Below are 16,001 nucleotides of genomic sequence, written 5' to 3' on the forward strand. Positions count from 1 at the left end.
AAATGAGGAGGAATACGGTGAGTTCTCCAGGGTTGGCTGTTTATGCTTCCGATCCTTCCGTTTCGCGCGGTCGTCGTTATTCCGAACCGTTGGATGTTGCACGTACAGAATATCAGCGCGATCGGGACAGGATTGTTCATTCAGGCGCTTTCAGACGTCTGGAATACAAGACCCAGGTTTTCATCAATCATGAAGGCGATCTTTTCCGTACCCGTTTGACACATAGTATCGAGGTGGCGCAAATTGCCCGTTCGGTTGCGCGCAATCTGTCATTGAATGAAGATTTGACTGAAGCGATTTCGCTGGCGCACGATCTGGGGCACACGCCGTTCGGTCATGCGGGGCAGGAGGCATTGAACGTCTGTATGCAGGATTATGGAGGTTTCGAGCATAATCTGCAGAGTTTGCGGGTAGTCGATCTGCTGGAAGAGCGATACGGATCGTTTGATGGTCTGAATCTGACTTATGAAACCCGGGAAGGTATTCTGAAACATTGTTCCGTTGAGGATGCCAAAAAGCTGGGCGATATTGGTCAGCGGTTTCTTGAAAACCGTCAACCGTCGCTGGAAGCACAGTTGGCCAACGTCGCAGATGAAATCGCTTATAACAATCATGACGTGGATGACGGTTTGCGTTCCGGTCTGATTACGATTGGACAATTGAAAGACGTGGACCTGTTTGCGCAGTATTGGAAAGATGTTCAGTCGGCAATGCCCGGTATTACTGAACGGCGGGCTATTCACGAAACTGTCCGTAGAATGATCGGGGCGCTGATTGTCGATTTGACAGAAACTTCACTAAAACGAATTCAGGAAGTCAATCCCAAGTCAGCTGATGATGTCCGCCTGGCTATACCGTTGATCGCTTTTTCCGATAAAATGGCCGAGCAGTCCAGCTCGCTGAAAAAATTTCTTTTCGAAAACCTGTATCGTCATTACCGGGTTAACCGGATGAGTAGCAAAGCGCGTCGTATTGTCCAGCGTCTTTTTTCCATATTTATGGCTGAACCGCAATTGCTGGCTCCGGAACACAGGTCGGCTAGTCATCATGAACAGGACAGAGCCCGGAAAATAGCCGATTACATTGCCGGAATGACGGATCGGTATGCCATGCGACAGTATCGCATGCTGTTTGAAATAGAAGAAGTCTGAGTTGTCATTTGAGATCGGGCTGAACCGATTCGATGCTGATTTTCGCGCTTCCCTTCGCAAGCTGTACGGAAACCGGTTTTCTGACAGGTAACTGTTCGGGAGAACGGATGATCTGCCCGCGTGTGTCCGTCATAATGGCATAGCCACGTTCCAGCGTCCGTTCCGGACTGAGCAATTCGAGTTGCGAATCCAGTAAAAACGTTGACTGACGCCGATGTGCCAGCAGAGAGCTCATTCCTTGTGATAATTGTTTTGACTGATTTGCCAGATCAGTACGTAGTTGCACAGTATCAGGCAATCGCGATTTGAGGCAAGTGTTCAAATGGGAGAGTTCATAACGGGAAGCGACAAGCAGATTGCTGCTGACGTGCTTCAGTCTGGCCGTAAGTGCGTTGAGTTTGATGCGTTCGCGTTCGGTGTGAGTTGCCGGACTGATCAGTCTTTTTGCCAGATTGTCAGCCGTTTGCATGGCATTGTGCAAAAGCCGTTTTATTATGTACTGTAATTTACCGGCGTGTATTCCGATGGCGTCCATCCAGTCACGATGTGTCCGTGTTGCCACTTCAGCAGCAGCTGTCGGAGTCGGGGCACGAAGATCGGAGACAAAATCTGCAATGGTAAAATCCGTTTCATGGCCAATACCGGAGACAGTGGGTATTGCGCAGGCCGCAATGGCGCGAGCAACAATCTCTTCATTAAAACTCCACAAATCTTCAATACTGCCTCCACCGCGGCAGATCAGCAGAACGTCACACTCGGCACGGTCAGAGGCAACTGTCAGCATCCGCGCAATCTTTTCTGCCGCACCGTCGCCCTGGACGGGTACGGGGTACAAAACCAGTCGGATATGGGGAGCTCTTCTGCCCAATGTGGTCAATACATCGCGTAATGCAGCGGCTTGCGGGCTTGTCACGATGCCTATTGTCCTGGCAAAAGCAGGGATGGGCCGTTTTCGTTCGCCTGAAAAGAGGCCTTCTTCTTCAAGTTTCGATTTCAGATGGAGAAACGCTTCGTATAAATTGCCGCTTCCGGCATGCCGGATCGCTTCGACGTTCAACTGGAAATCGCCACGTGCCGTGTAAAGCGACACGGTTGCACGTACTTCCACCTTGTCGCCTTCTTTGGGAAAAAAGTCCACTGATTGAGTGCGTCCCTTGAACATGATGGCTCTTACCTGTGCCATTTTGTCTTTGAGAGTGAAGTACCAGTGTCCTGAAGCGGCCCTGGTAAAATTGGAAATTTCACCCGCTATCCACACTAAGGGAAAACTGCATTCGAGTATTTCAGCTACCGTATTATTCAATTCGGTAACTGTCAGTACCGTTGAGGAAGCGTTACCTGTGGCAAACAGGACGGATGGAGAAGGTTTTTTTTGTATTTTCACAAGGGATAAACAGACATAACTGATGCTTCGATACTGTAAAGGAAATCTTCAATACAGTGAACGGTGAATTTTAAAGAGATTTTTGATGGCCTGCTGTGTAATTCACGGATTTGTTCGCATGCTTTTCCATAGCCGGGAAAACAATTCCGGATTGGTATGCAACTGTTGGTGTCGCCTTCAATCAGTCTCTTGTTTTTGTTCCGGTTTGATGGACCAGACAGGATAGAACTTTTCAACGGCAGGGCCCGTAGTATCCATGCAATGACATTGGTCCAGGTGAAACGGTTTGTCACTGGCTTTTTGAAATGCCGCTTTAACGCGGGCTTCTTCTTCGCCGAAAACGAAAACCTGCATGGCAACGGAAGGGACGGCCTCAGCCAGTTCGTTCATGTGAGTACAGCCGTTGATGCCGGTAAACCGGTCTTTCATTTCATGACGGAAATGGTGTAACACATTTAAACCGATCAACTGCTTGTAGCGCGAATGAATATTTTCACAGTATCCTTCGAACGGGACTTCGTCAAATGCCACGTGCGCATCAACAATAGTGCCCTGGGCATTGATAGTCAATCTTAACAGGAGATCGTGCAAGGGGCGTTTGGCGGGAATGACAATCGATGTCAGCAGTAATTCATGAGTTTTGACATCGGTAAACCGGGCATCAATATCCCATAACTCGTCGTTTCGGTAAAAAAACTGAACCTGAACAGTTCGGGTGTGTTTCAAAACACGCGGAGTTGTGGGAGGTGGAAGTGGCATAGGTAGTTGTAAAGAGCTAACGCTAAGGAAAAACAGTTGCCAGCATTCGTGAAATCAAACAACCGCCAGAAATATGATGATTACCTTATTATAGTGGAAAACCCTGCCGATTAAAAGAAGACGGGACTATACTAAATTTTGATTATTATCGGTAAACAATGCATTTTTTTGGTAAAATTACTGTTAATATATACAGCAAAACAATTTTGAATTTTCTGTAGGCTTTTTAAAGTGAAAGAATACTATGGACGATAATAAAACTGCATCCAATCCGGAAAAAAACAAGGCATTGGCTATCGCTCTTGCGCAGATTGAAAAGCAATTCGGCAAAGGTTCTGTTATGCGAATGGCTCCAGGGGTTGTGGTTGAAGAAATTCCCGTTGTATCGACAGGTTCTCTTGGACTGGACATCGCATTGGGTGTGGGCGGATTGCCGAGGGGGCGCGTCATTGAGATTTACGGTCCTGAATCTTCAGGCAAAACGACCCTGACGCTGCAGGTAATTGCCGAGATGCAGAAGCTGGGTGGTACCTGCGCCTTTATCGATGCAGAACATGCGCTGGATGTTGGCTATGCGCAGAAACTGGGGGTTCATCTTCAGGATTTGCTGATTTCGCAACCCGATACCGGAGAGCAGGCTCTTGAAATTACAGATGCACTCGTTCGTTCCGGCGCAGTCGATCTTATTGTTATCGATTCAGTAGCTGCATTGACGCCCAAGGCGGAAATCGAGGGCGATATGGGCGATTCCCTGCCGGGCTTGCAGGCCAGACTGATGTCGCAGGCATTGCGCAAACTGACGGGCAGCATCAATAAAACCAATACATCGGTCATTTTCATCAATCAGATACGAATGAAAATCGGCGTCATGTTCGGCAATCCGGAAACCACGACAGGGGGGAATGCGCTGAAATTCTATTCTTCGGTTCGGCTGGATATTCGCCGTACCGGTTCCATCAAGTCAAGTGACGAAGTTATCGGCAGTGAAACACGGGTCAAGGTCGTCAAAAACAAGACGGCGCCTCCGTTTAAGGAAGCCTATTTCGATATTCTTTACGGAGAAGGAACATCCCGCGAAGGCGAAATCCTGGATTTGGGCGCGGATGCAAAGATCGTTGAAAAAGCCGGTTCCTGGTATAGCTACAATGGGGAGCGGATAGGGCAAGGCAAAGACAATGCACGCAATTATTTGCGTGCTCATCCCAAACTGGCCCGTGAAATCGAGAACAAGGTGCGTGCTGCTTATGGCGTTCGGGAACTGCCTCCTGTGCCTGAAGAAACCGAAGAAACAGAAAATGTTAAATAACGGAATGCACGCGTTTTTATGGCAAACGTCTGATTGAGCCTTTGGGTATATGAAGCAAAAAACGACTTTGAAGACGCGTGCGTTACGCTATCTTTCCATTCGGGAATACAGTCCGAAAGAACTGGCGCGGAAACTGGCTCCCCATGCAGGCAGCGACGATGATCTCGATACGTTACTGCAGTGGTTGCAGGAACAGGGGTTTCTTTCGGAAGAGCGGTTCGTCGACACCTATGTCAGGCGGCAGTCTGCGCGTTATGGAAGCGTACGCATTCTGCGGGAGTTGGAGGCGTATGGTGTCGACGAGTCAGCATTACGTCATGCCCAAGCGGAAATGCAAATTGACGAATTTGAAAGAGCCAGACGTGTGTGGCAAAAAAAATTCGGACGCAAGCCGTCAGATATGCAGGAAAAAGCCAGACAAATCCATTTTTTGCAATACAGAGGTTTTTCCGCTGACATCATCAGGCAGGTGATGAATCGGGATGAAGAGAGCTAGAGTACTCCCTTGTTTCAACTAATCCACCGGCTTTTTCTGGCAAAACGATAACTCAGATAGAGGCACAGCAAACCTGCGATGATCATGGGCAAGGACAACATTTGTCCCGCAGAGATCGTTATGCCGAAAAAGGAAACTTCATAATCGGGGACGCGGAAATATTCCGTAAAAAAGCGGGCTAATCCATATAAAAAGAGATACATGGCAATGACCGCGCCGTGTGGACGTTCCTTTCTGGCATATATCCACAGAAGAACAAATATCAGTAAACCGTCGATAAGCGCCTGATAGATCGGTGACGGATGACGCGGAAGCATGTCGATATTCGGCCAGATCATGGCCCAGGGCAGAGAGGGATCGGCAATTCTTCCCGGCAGCTCGGCATTGATGAAGTTGCCTATGCGGCCAGCTGCATAACCGAGCGGGACAAGTGGCGCGATGAGGTCAAGGGTGGAGAGGATGTTTTTGTGGTATTTCCGGCACCAGAGGTACGCAGCAATACCCACCCCTATTGCTCCTCCATGATAGGACATGCCGCCATGCCAGACGGCAAATATCTGCGATGGATGGGAGAAAAAATAGGAGGGATTGTAGAAAAGAACCTCGCCGAGTCGGCCACCGATAATGACGCCCAGTACGCCATAAAATAGCATGTCATCCAGGTTTTTTTTCGTCCAGCCTTCGTGCATGATATGAGGCTGCCTGAGCCGTATTCTTCCCAGAACGAGGAAAAGAACAAAAGCCAGCAGGTACATGAGACCATACCAGTGTACGGCAAGGGGGCCTATGGAAAATGCGACTGGATTCGGTAAAGGGTGAACTAACATGATTTAAGGAACCGGCAAGCCTGCCGATTCGTTCTTTTCTGTAAGGGATGAATTTTGTCACATGTTAGTCGCTTTGGCATGCTTATTTACAAATAAGCGCAAGTTCGGCACATTAATCCCTAAAGCCATATCAAGAAAGATGTGTCCTTTTGGTTTTCATGTCAAAATATTCCGTTATTGCAAAAACAGATGGGAGATTTACAAATGCCTCAATATCGTTCCCGGACTTCAACGCATGGCCGGAATATGGCCGGTGCCCGTGCTTTGTGGCGCGCAACCGGTGTAAAAGACGGTGATTTTGACAAGCCGATTATCGCTGTCGTCAATTCGTTCACGCAGTTTGTGCCGGGTCATGTACATCTTAAAGACCTCGGTCAGCTGGTTGCGCACGAAATCGAGGCATCTGGCGGAATTGCCAAGGAATTCAACACGATTGCGGTCGATGACGGTATCGCGATGGGACACGGCGGCATGCTTTATTCCCTGCCTTCACGGGAACTGATTGCCGATTCTGTCGAATATATGGTAAATGCGCATTGCGCCGACGCCATGGTTTGCATTTCCAACTGCGACAAAATTACCCCCGGAATGCTGATGGCTTCTCTCAGACTGAACATCCCGACTATTTTTGTTTCGGGCGGCCCGATGGAAGCGGGAAAACTCATAGGGGTTACGCAAGGCCAGAAAGTGGTCAAGGTAGATTTGATCGATGCCATGATCCAGGCAGGCAACCCCAACAATAGCGATGAACTCGTGATGGATTATGAAAGATCGGCCTGTCCTACCTGCGGCTCGTGTTCAGGCATGTTTACGGCCAATTCGATGAACTGTCTGATGGAAGCGCTCGGTATGGCGCTTCCGGGAAACGGGACGCTGTTGGCAACCCATGCAGACCGCAAGGAACTGTTTCTGAAAGCGGGCCGCTTGATTGTGGACATCACGAAACGTTATTACGAACAGAACGATATAACGGTTTTGCCGAGAAGCATCGTCACCAAGACGGCGCTGGAAAATGCCATGGCGCTGGATGTGGCTATGGGTGGCTCGACCAATACCGTGTTGCATTTGCTGGCAGCCGCCAACGAAGGGGAGGTGCCGTTTGTCATGGCGGATATCGATCGGGTATCACGTCATGTGCCATGCCTTTGCAAGGTTTCTCCTGCTACGCATGATTACTATGTGGAAGATGTTCATCGGGCAGGCGGTATTCTGGGAATTATGGCTGAGTTGAATCGTGCCGGACTGATCAATCCGGATACGCCGACGGTTTACAGCAAGACGCTGGGCGATGCGATCAGCCAGTACGATGTCATGACAACGCAGGATGAAAATGTCCGGGTTCTGTACCAAGCGGCTCCGGGCGGTGTCAGGACACAGGAAGCGTTTTCCCAGAGTGCGCGTTATGCCGAGCTCGATCTGGATCGTGTTTCCGGCTGTATCCGTGACAAGGCGCATGCCTATACGCAGGATGGCGGTCTTGCCGTGCTTTACGGCAATATTGCGGAAAATGGCTGTATCGTGAAAACAGCTGGCGTTGATGCCAGCATTATGCAATTTACCGGCAAAGCCAGGATTTTTGAAAGTCAGGAAGACACTGTCGAGGCGATTCTGGGTGACCGGATTCATCCGGGAGACGTTATCATCGTTCGTTATGAAGGGCCAAAGGGTGGCCCGGGCATGCAGGAAATGCTTTATCCGACGTCTTATATCAAATCGAAAGGGTTGGGGACTTCCTGCGCGCTGTTTACCGACGGCCGTTTTTCAGGCGGCTCGTCCGGACTGGTAATCGGTCACGCTTCTCCCGAGGCGGCATCCGGCGGCGCTATCGGACTGATCGAGGAAGGTGACGAAATCGAAATCGATATTCCAGCCCGACGCATTCATTTGAAAGTGACCAATGAGGAGTTGAAACAACGTCGTGACAGGATGGAAGCGAAAGGTGTCAATGCCTGGAAACCGGTTCATCGGGAGCGCAAGGTTTCCAAAGCGCTGCAGATGTATGCCGCCATGGCGACTTCTGCCGATCGGGGTGCAGTGAGAGATATTTCCTGATAAGCACGCTGATATTTTTAACGAAAATCCCTGCCGAGAGAGCGGGGATTTTTTATTTGAGGCTTAATTGGGTATGTTCGTTCGTGGTTTTGTGCAGCTTGTTCTATAATCCTGCCTATTCAACTGGATTTTATTATGAGTGAACAATCTTCTACTAAAAACGACGTCTGGTCCGGCCGTTTCTCGGAACCGGTCGATGAATTGGTGCAGCGTTATACCGCATCGGTCACATTTGATAAAAGACTGGCCGAATTCGATATCCAGGGCTCGCTTGCCCATGCAGAAATGTTGTGCGCCCAAAAGGTTCTGAGTGAACAGGATTATGCCGATATCCAGCGTGGACTGGCGCAAGTCCTGGACGAAATCAGAACCGGCAAATTCAACTGGCAAATCGCTCTGGAAGATGTCCACATGAATATCGAGCGCCGACTGACCGATCTGATTGGCGATGCCGGAAAACGCTTGCATACCGGGCGCTCAAGAAATGATCAGGTGGCAACGGATATCCGTTTGTATTTGCGCTCGGCCATTGACGATATCGCTCACCTGTTGCGCCGTTTGTGTAATGCGCTGATCGATCTTGCGGAGCGCCACCACAGTACGATTCTTCCGGGCTTCACACATATGCAGGTGGCCCAGCCGGTAACGTTCGGGCACCATCTGCTTGCTTATGCGGAAATGTTTTACCGCGATATCGAACGATTGAGAGACTGCCGCAAACGCGTGAATCGTTTGCCTTTGGGAGCTGCCGCGTTGGCGGGAACGACTTTTCCTATCGATCGCGAACGGGTCGCAAAGACGCTCGGGTTTGAAGACGTTTGCCGCAATTCGCTGGATGCCGTTTCCGACCGGGATTTTGCCATTGAATTTTGTGCCTGTTCCGCTTTGATCATGACGCATATTTCCAGAATGTCGGAAGAGCTGATTATCTGGATGAGTCCGAGAGTCGGTTTTATCGATATTGCCGACCGTTTCTGTACCGGATCGTCGATTATGCCTCAGAAGAAAAATCCGGATGTTCCCGAGCTGGCCAGAGGAAAGACCGGTCGTGTCAACGGCCATCTGGTCGGCTTGCTCACCCTGATGAAAGGACAGCCGCTGGCATACAACAAGGACAATCAGGAAGACAAGGAACCCTTGTTTGATACTGTCGATACGGTAACCGATACCTTGCGCATTTTTGCCGACATGGTCGGCGCTGTTACTGTGAAGCCTGAAATGATGCGGCAGGCTGCCCTTCAGGGATATGCAACGGCAACGGATCTGGCTGATTATCTGGTTAAAAAGGGCTTGCCGTTCCGGGATGCGCATGAAGTCGTTGCCAAAGCGGTGCGCTTTTGCGTTGAAAAAGGATGCGACCTGAGTGAACTGACGCTGGAACAGATGAAGGCCTTTTCTGGCCTTATCGATGTGGATGTGCTGGAAATCCTGACTCTGGAAGGGTCCGTAAGCGCTCGAAACCATGTCGGCGGTACGGCTCCCGAACAGGTGAAAAATGCTATTGCCAGTCTGAAATCACGGCTTGAAGGATGAATGGAAAGGTAAAAACCGCAGAACGGTTGGTTTTTACTCTTTTGGGCAAGGCATGAAAACGTATTCGTTTGGAGGCTTTTGTGTTTTATATTATTCAAGCGGCCGGATGGCCCATCTGGTTGTTGCTGATAGCCTCGGTTATTGCGCTGGCATTGATTATCGAACGTCTCTGGTATTTGAGACGCAGCCGTATTTTGCCTGCCGGGCTTCTTGAACAGACTATTCGGGATTATCGGGAAGGCCGGATTGATAATAAGACAATCGCGTGGCTGGAAGGAAATTCTCCTTTGGGGGCCGTGCTGGCCACAGGTCTTCAGCATTCCGATGTCTCTCGGGACAACATGCGGGAGGCAATGGAGGAAACGGGACGCAGCGTCGCATTGCAGATGGAACGTTTTTTGACAACCATCGGAACGATTGCCACTCTGGCACCATTGATGGGGCTTTTCGGAACGGTAGTCGGCATGATCGAGATTTTCGGTTCGCAAAGTGCGACTGGAACGAATCCGGCTCAGCTGGCTCACGGCATTTCCGTCGCCTTGTATAACACCGGCTTCGGGTTGCTGATCGCGATGCCGACGCTGATTTTTTACCGTCATTTCAGGGCATTGGTCACCAGTTTCTTGATCGAGATGGAGCGCCAGTCGGCCCGGCTGGTTGACGCCATCTGTAATTCCCGCCGATCCTGATTGAAAGGAAGGGTCATGAATTTTCGGAAAGGAAAAAACCATGAAACGCCTGAAATCAATCTGATCCCTTTTATCGATGTGTTGCTGGTCATTCTGATCTTTTTGATGGTCACCACGACTTACAGCAAATATTCCGAATTGCAGATTACTTTGCCGACGGCGATTGCCGAAAATGTTCCGGAACGTGTGCAGGAATTGACGGTTACGGTGGATGCAACGGGCAATATTGCGATAAACAATGAAACTGTCCGTTATGAAAATCCGGAACAACTCGCGTCGGAATTGCGGAAGCGGGTTGTGGAAACAGCGAATGAAAAGGAGCCTGTTGTCGTTGTTTCAGCGGACGGGGATGCACGTCACCAGAATATCATCAATGTGCTTGAGGCGGCCAGACTGGCCGGTCTGGACAGATTGACGTTTGCGACGGTCAAGCCCGAATAATCACCGGTCTTTCAGGCATCCGCTGCCAGCAAAAGGGAATTCGTTGAGCAAGTCGATTATCAACTATTCGAATATCTGGATGAACATCTGGATGAAACGGGGTATTGCCGCCAGGTTTCTGTGGCCGTTATCCCTTTTGTTTCGTCTGGTTGTGACAATACGGCGGTATGCTTACTGGAGAGGGTGGCTGAAATCAGCGCAATTGCCGGTACCGGTTATTGTTGTCGGAAATATCTTTGTCGGAGGAACGGGAAAGACACCATTGGTGATCTGGCTGGTGGAAATTCTGAAGAAAGCCGGTTTTCATCCCGGCGTTATTTCCAGAGGCTATGGCGTTTCCAATAATGAACCGGTTGAAGTATCGTCTTTGTCGGAATCGTCGAAAGTCGGTGATGAACCCTTGCTGATTGCTCTGAAAACACAGTGTCCTCTGGTTGTTTGCAGAAAAAGGGTCAAGGCGGGGGAGTTTCTTCTACGGAATCATCCTGAAGTCGATGTTGTTGTATCAGATGACGGAATGCAGCACTATGCCCTTCATCGCGATGTGGAGATCATGCTCTTTGACGGCCGTGGCGGAGGCAACCGGTGGATGCTGCCGGCTGGTCCCTTGAGAGAGCCGTTGTCAAGGAAAGCCGATTTTACGGTTGTCAACGGAAGGAACTATCCTTCGCCGGGCAATCCCATTTTTGTGCCGGACCTGCATTTGATGCGGTTGAAAAATGATGTGGCGGAACAACTGGCCAATCGGAGCTGCCGCCTGAAACTGAAATATATGCAGGGAAAAATTGCTGCAGCGGCAGGGATCGGCAATCCCACACGTTTTTTTGCGAGTTTGCGGGCAACCGGCTTGTCGTTTTCCGAAATATCGCTGCCGGATCATTTCGATTATTCATCCAATCCTTTCAGAAATGTGGATGCCGATGTTATCCTCATTACGGAAAAAGATGCGGTCAAATGCGTCCAAATTGAAGAATTTATGAAGGATAAGCGGCTCTGGGTGGTTCCCGCCACAGTCGAAATCGATAATAATGCGCTGGAACTGCGGATCGTGGAGAAATGTCGTGAATGCAAAATTGCTTGAAATACTGGTGTGTCCCTTGTGCAAGGGGCCGTTGAAATACGACAGGGAAAGGCAGGAACTGATTTGCGGTGCCGACAGGCTGGCTTATCCGATCAGGGACGGAATTCCCATTATGTGGGTGGATCAGGCACGTTCACTGGAAACCGTGCCCGAAGAAGCGCGTTAGTCATCTTTTAAGTACAGTCAATTTAATTATGTCTTTTTATGTGGTTATACCGGCACGACTCGCTTCGACAAGGTTGCCTGAAAAACCGCTTGCGGATATTCAGGGCAAACCCATGATCGTGCGTGTGGCCGAGCGTGCAAGGCGATCCGGCGCACGCGACGTTGTTGTCGCAACAGATGATCAGTCCATTGTCGATGCCTGTGCGGTTTTTGGAATACCGGCGCTGATGACGAGAAAGGATCATCCTTCCGGAACAGATCGTATTGCCGAGGTTGCTGAAAAAATGGATTGGGCGCCATTCGATACGGTGGTGAATGTGCAGGGAGATGAGCCTTTAATCGATCCGGAACTGATTGCGGCTACGGCTTCGCTGGTGTCGGAGGAAGTCCCCATGGCAACGGCTGCGCACCGGATGGAACGGCCCGAAGACATTTTCAATCCCAACTATGTCAAAGTTGTTCTGGATCGTCTCGGCCGAGCGCTTTATTTCTCCCGCGCTCCTGTACCGTGGTATCGGGACGGGTATGCCAGGGACGAAAAAGCGTTTCCCGAGTCCTTTATGGCGTTGCGTCACGTCGGTCTGTATGCTTTTCGCAACGATTTCCTGAAAACGTATTCTTCACTGGAAGTGTCTCCAATAGAACAGGTCGAGTCTTTGGAACAGTTAAGAGTTCTCTGGCACGGTTATTCCATTGCTGTTCACATAACGGAAGAAATTCCTGAAGCAGGTGTGGATACGGCAGCGGATCTGGAACGCGTGCGCCATTTTTTTAATTGCAACACACAGAATTGAGAACTGTCGAAATTGTTTGAATTCCAAGGTAGAATCTAGGGATTTTAAAGGCGGCATGATATATATTGACCAGTGATAACGCTCTGTGCGGATGGGCAAACCGATCGTGTCGTCGTTTTTTTACACTCTTTAGGAATTTGGTAATGCGTCTCATTTTGTTAGGAGCGCCGGGGGCCGGCAAAGGCACTCAGGCAGCTTTCATTCGTGAACAGTACGGTATTCCACAGATTTCAACCGGCGACATGTTGCGTGCAGCTGTCGCTGCCGGTACGCCGCTTGGTCTCGAAGCCAAAAAGGTGATGGAGTCCGGTGGACTGGTTTCGGACGAATTGATTATCAATCTGGTCAGGGATCGCCTGAAACAGCCGGATTGTGAAAAGGGATACCTTTTCGACGGTTTTCCGCGTACGATCGGTCAGGCTGAAGCGATGAAGGAAGCCGGTATTGCAATCGATTATGTCGTTGAAATCGATGTGCCCGATGAAATTATTGTGGCGCGCATGAGCGGCAGGCGGGTGCATCCGGGTTCGGGACGGACTTACCATGTTGAATTTTATCCTCCCAAGGTGGCAGGAAAAGACGATTTGACCGGTGAAGATCTGATCACTCGCGATGACGACAAGGAAGAAACCGTCAAGAAAAGACTGGCCGTATACCACGATCAGACGGAAGTGCTCGTGGATTATTACGGTAAATGGGCTGCCTCCGGTGAACCGGGCGCCCCACAGTATCGGAAACTTTCCGGAGTGGGCTCGATTGAAGAAATCCGGGCAGGAATTGTAGGGGCACTGAAAAGTTGAAATTGGTGTGCCGGCAATCGACACTCTTTATTGAATTGAAGTAAATACCCTCTCTAACAAAAGGAGTCGCTATGACTGCAGGTTTGTGGTTTGCTGTTGCATGTGGAGTGCTTGCTGTTATATACGGTCTGGTAACACGAAGCTGGATTTTGTCGAAAGATGCCGGAAATGAACGCATGCAGGAAATTGCCCATGCGATTCAGCAAGGCGCTGCGGCCTATCTGGCACGACAGTACCGGACAATCGGTATTGTCGGGTTTATTTTGTTTATCATCATCGCCTTCATGCCGGGGCTGGGTTATGCGACTGCTATCGGTTTCCTGGTTGGTGCCGTCCTTTCCGGCGCCTGCGGTTTTATCGGGATGAACGTGTCGGTCAGGGCCAATGTCCGTACGGCACAGGCCGCAGTAAATGGCATGCAGAGTGCATTGAATGTCGCTTTCAGAGGCGGCGCCATTACCGGCATGCTGGTCGCCGGGCTGGGACTCCTGGGTGTTTCGGTCTTTTATATTGTCCTGACTTATTTGCCTTCGGCCAATGAACTTTCCCAGCACGACTTGATAAAACCTTTGGTCGGGCTTGCTTTCGGCGCTTCCCTTATTTCCATTTTTGCCCGTCTTGGCGGCGGGATTTTTACGAAAGGCGCGGATGTTGGCGCCGATCTGGTCGGCAAGGTGGAAGCCGGTATTCCGGAAGATGATCCACGCAATCCTGCGGTTATTGCGGATAATGTCGGCGACAATGTCGGGGATTGTGCCGGTATGGCAGCCGATCTGTTCGAAACGTATGTTGTGACCCTGATTGCCACCATGCTGCTGGGGGCCTTGCTCGTGACTCAGGCCATGACAGAAGCCATTGTTTACCCACTGTTACTCGGTGGGGTTTCCATTATCGGTTCCATTATCGGCTGCCAGATGGTCAAGGCGGACCCGAACAAGAAAGTGATGTCGGCGTTGTATAAAGGGCTATGGTGGTCGGCCATTCTTTCGCTGATCGGTTTCATCGGCGTAACCTGGTGGATTATGCCTGAAAGCATGCGTTACCAGATGATAGGCGCTTCGGTCGTCGGTATCGTTCTGACGGGATTGATGGTTTATATCACCGAGTACTATACAGGCACCGATTTCAAACCGGTCAAACATATCGCCGAAGCATCGACAACGGGACACGGTACCAATATCATTGCGGGTCTGGGCATTTCGATGAAATCGACGGCTTATCCGGTGCTGGCTGTTTGCGCCGCCATTTACATCACTTACCAGTTCTGCGGGGGGTTGTATGGAGTGGCTATCGCAGCGACTTCCATGCTTTCAATGGCCGGTATCGTTGTCGCTCTGGATGCGTATGGCCCCATTACAGATAATGCAGGCGGTATCGCTGAAATGGCGGGAATGCCCGATTCTGTTCGCGCTGTGACCGATCCGCTTGATGCTGTCGGCAATACGACGAAAGCGGTGACGAAGGGGTATGCCATTGGTTCAGCCGGTCTGGCGGCGCTCGTGCTGTTTGCGGATTACACCCACGCTCTCGATTCGATCGGACTGACGACAGCGTTTGATTTGTCGAATCCCCGCGTCATCATCGGTCTGATTATCGGGGGGCTTATTCCTTATCTGTTTAGCGCCATGGCCATGGAAGCAGTCGGTCGGGCTGCCGGCGCTGTTGTTTTGGAGGTTCGCCGCCAGTTCCGGGAAATTGTCGGCATCATGGACGGTACGGCAAAGCCCCAGTACGACAAGGCTGTCGATATGCTGACGTCCGCAGCGATCAAGGAAATGATTCTGCCCTCTTTGCTGCCTGTCATTGTGCCCATTCTTGTCGGTCTGTTGCTTGGCCCTGCAGCCTTGGGAGGTGTTCTGATGGGGACGATTGTGACCGGGTTGTTCGTTGCGGTTTCCATGACGACCGGTGGCGGGGCATGGGACAATGCCAAGAAATACATCGAAGACGGCCACTTCGGCGGGAAAGGATCGGACGCGCACAAGGCTGCGGTGACGGGCGATACAGTCGGGGATCCTTACAAGGATACGGCCGGTCCTGCGGTCAATCCATTGATCAAGATTATCAATATCGTGGCATTACTGGTTGTTCCCCTGTTGCCGATAACGGCCGGGTATGTCGCTCCTGTGGAAAAACCGGTTCCAGTCGTGGCGCCGGCCGCTTCGGACGCAATCAAGCCTCCCACTGTAATTGTGATCGAGAACGATTGCAATGCCGTTAAAAACGGGACAGAAAAAGCGAAATAAGTGGTTCATTTTTTGAAAAAAGGCAGCGAAAGCTGCCTTTTTGTTGTGCTTATAGCTTATCTGGCCTGCTGGTGACGGTTTTCGGATTTTATTTTGAATAGTTGTTTTTGGGAAATGTTATCCTGTGAAAGGAAATCGCGAAAACCGGTGGCATAAGGAATTTGGCCCACTCCTTTAATCCATTACCGGATTTCCCTGTCGGAATTTTCTGATGATTTGTTGGTGGCATGTCGCATCGGATTGAGTGTTGATGAACAGCTTTGTCGCTGTATTACGG

15 protein-coding genes are annotated in these 16,001 nt (G+C 50.3%); 12 read left to right on the forward strand and 3 right to left on the reverse strand.

Going from position 1 to position 16,001, the window contains the following annotated elements:
• Positions 1–2: 2 nt before the first annotated feature.
• Positions 3–1,151, forward strand: a complete 1,149-nt coding sequence (locus tag OFAG_RS02665; protein WP_040719337.1) for a deoxyguanosinetriphosphate triphosphohydrolase — start codon at positions 3–5, stop codon at positions 1,149–1,151.
• A 4-nt stretch (positions 1,152–1,155) separates the two neighbouring features.
• On the opposite strand, the gene xseA is transcribed toward OFAG_RS02665, so the two are convergent.
• Both xseA and OFAG_RS02675 read right to left on the reverse strand, forming a co-directional pair.
• On the reverse strand, positions 1,156–2,535 hold the full coding sequence (gene xseA, locus OFAG_RS02670; protein ID WP_005878824.1) for an exodeoxyribonuclease VII large subunit: 1,380 nt from the start codon (positions 2,533–2,535) through the stop codon (positions 1,156–1,158).
• A 177-nt stretch (positions 2,536–2,712) separates the two neighbouring features.
• Positions 2,713–3,294 carry a DUF2889 domain-containing protein gene (locus OFAG_RS02675; RefSeq protein WP_005878825.1) on the reverse strand — a complete coding sequence of 194 codons (582 nt, stop codon included), beginning with the start codon at positions 3,292–3,294 and terminating at the stop codon, positions 2,713–2,715.
• 244 nt (positions 3,295–3,538) lie between these two features.
• Between OFAG_RS02675 and recA the strand changes: the two genes are divergently transcribed.
• Together recA and recX are read left to right on the forward strand one after the other, a co-directional pair.
• Positions 3,539–4,600: a recombinase RecA gene (recA, locus tag OFAG_RS02680; protein WP_005878826.1), complete on the forward strand. Its 1,062-nt coding sequence runs from the start codon at positions 3,539–3,541 to the stop codon at positions 4,598–4,600.
• Positions 4,601–4,649: 49 nt separating this feature from the next.
• Positions 4,650–5,096 carry a recombination regulator RecX gene (gene recX / locus OFAG_RS02685; protein WP_005878827.1) on the forward strand — a complete coding sequence of 149 codons (447 nt, stop codon included), beginning with the start codon at positions 4,650–4,652 and terminating at the stop codon, positions 5,094–5,096.
• A 14-nt stretch (positions 5,097–5,110) separates the two neighbouring features.
• Here the strand turns inward: recX and lgt are convergent, their stop codons facing one another.
• Entirely contained in the window at positions 5,111–5,923 is an 813-nt protein-coding gene (gene lgt / locus OFAG_RS02690) for a prolipoprotein diacylglyceryl transferase (protein ID WP_005878828.1), read from the reverse strand.
• Between the two features lie 204 nt (positions 5,924–6,127).
• Here lgt and ilvD point away from each other — a divergent pair, with 204 nt between their 5' ends.
• From ilvD to OFAG_RS02735, 9 genes are all read left to right on the forward strand, one after another.
• Positions 6,128–7,975, forward strand: coding sequence for a dihydroxy-acid dehydratase (ilvD, locus tag OFAG_RS02695; protein WP_020994771.1), 1,848 nt, complete (start codon positions 6,128–6,130; stop codon positions 7,973–7,975).
• A 135-nt stretch (positions 7,976–8,110) separates the two neighbouring features.
• Positions 8,111–9,508: an argininosuccinate lyase gene (argH, locus tag OFAG_RS02700; protein WP_005878830.1), complete on the forward strand. Its 1,398-nt coding sequence runs from the start codon at positions 8,111–8,113 to the stop codon at positions 9,506–9,508.
• Between the two features lie 80 nt (positions 9,509–9,588).
• Positions 9,589–10,197: a MotA/TolQ/ExbB proton channel family protein gene (locus tag OFAG_RS02705; protein ID WP_005878831.1), complete on the forward strand. Its 609-nt coding sequence runs from the start codon at positions 9,589–9,591 to the stop codon at positions 10,195–10,197.
• 15 nt (positions 10,198–10,212) lie between these two features.
• Positions 10,213–10,638 carry an ExbD/TolR family protein gene (locus OFAG_RS02710; protein WP_020994772.1) on the forward strand — a complete coding sequence of 142 codons (426 nt, stop codon included), beginning with the start codon at positions 10,213–10,215 and terminating at the stop codon, positions 10,636–10,638.
• 79 nt (positions 10,639–10,717) lie between these two features.
• Positions 10,718–11,719, forward strand: a complete 1,002-nt coding sequence (gene lpxK / locus OFAG_RS02715; protein ID WP_051346990.1) for a tetraacyldisaccharide 4'-kinase — start codon at positions 10,718–10,720, stop codon at positions 11,717–11,719.
• Positions 11,700–11,885: a Trm112 family protein gene (locus OFAG_RS02720; RefSeq protein ID WP_005878836.1), complete on the forward strand. Its 186-nt coding sequence runs from the start codon at positions 11,700–11,702 to the stop codon at positions 11,883–11,885. Before lpxK ends, OFAG_RS02720 begins: the two co-directional genes overlap by 20 nt.
• Before the next feature lie 28 nt (positions 11,886–11,913).
• Entirely contained in the window at positions 11,914–12,678 is a 765-nt protein-coding gene (kdsB, locus tag OFAG_RS02725; RefSeq protein ID WP_005878837.1) for a 3-deoxy-manno-octulosonate cytidylyltransferase, read from the forward strand.
• A gap of 143 nt (positions 12,679–12,821) precedes the next feature.
• Complete coding sequence (gene adk / locus OFAG_RS02730; RefSeq protein WP_005878838.1) at positions 12,822–13,478, forward strand: adenylate kinase; 657 nt, start codon at positions 12,822–12,824, stop codon at positions 13,476–13,478.
• A 71-nt stretch (positions 13,479–13,549) separates the two neighbouring features.
• Positions 13,550–15,724 (forward strand): sodium-translocating pyrophosphatase, encoded by a 2,175-nt coding sequence (locus OFAG_RS02735; protein WP_005878839.1) that lies wholly within the window; start codon positions 13,550–13,552, stop codon positions 15,722–15,724.
• Positions 15,725–16,001 lie beyond the last annotated feature (277 nt).

Source organism: Oxalobacter paraformigenes (assembly GCF_000158475.2).
Taxonomy (GTDB): Bacteria; Pseudomonadota; Gammaproteobacteria; order Burkholderiales; family Burkholderiaceae_D; genus Oxalobacter; species Oxalobacter paraformigenes.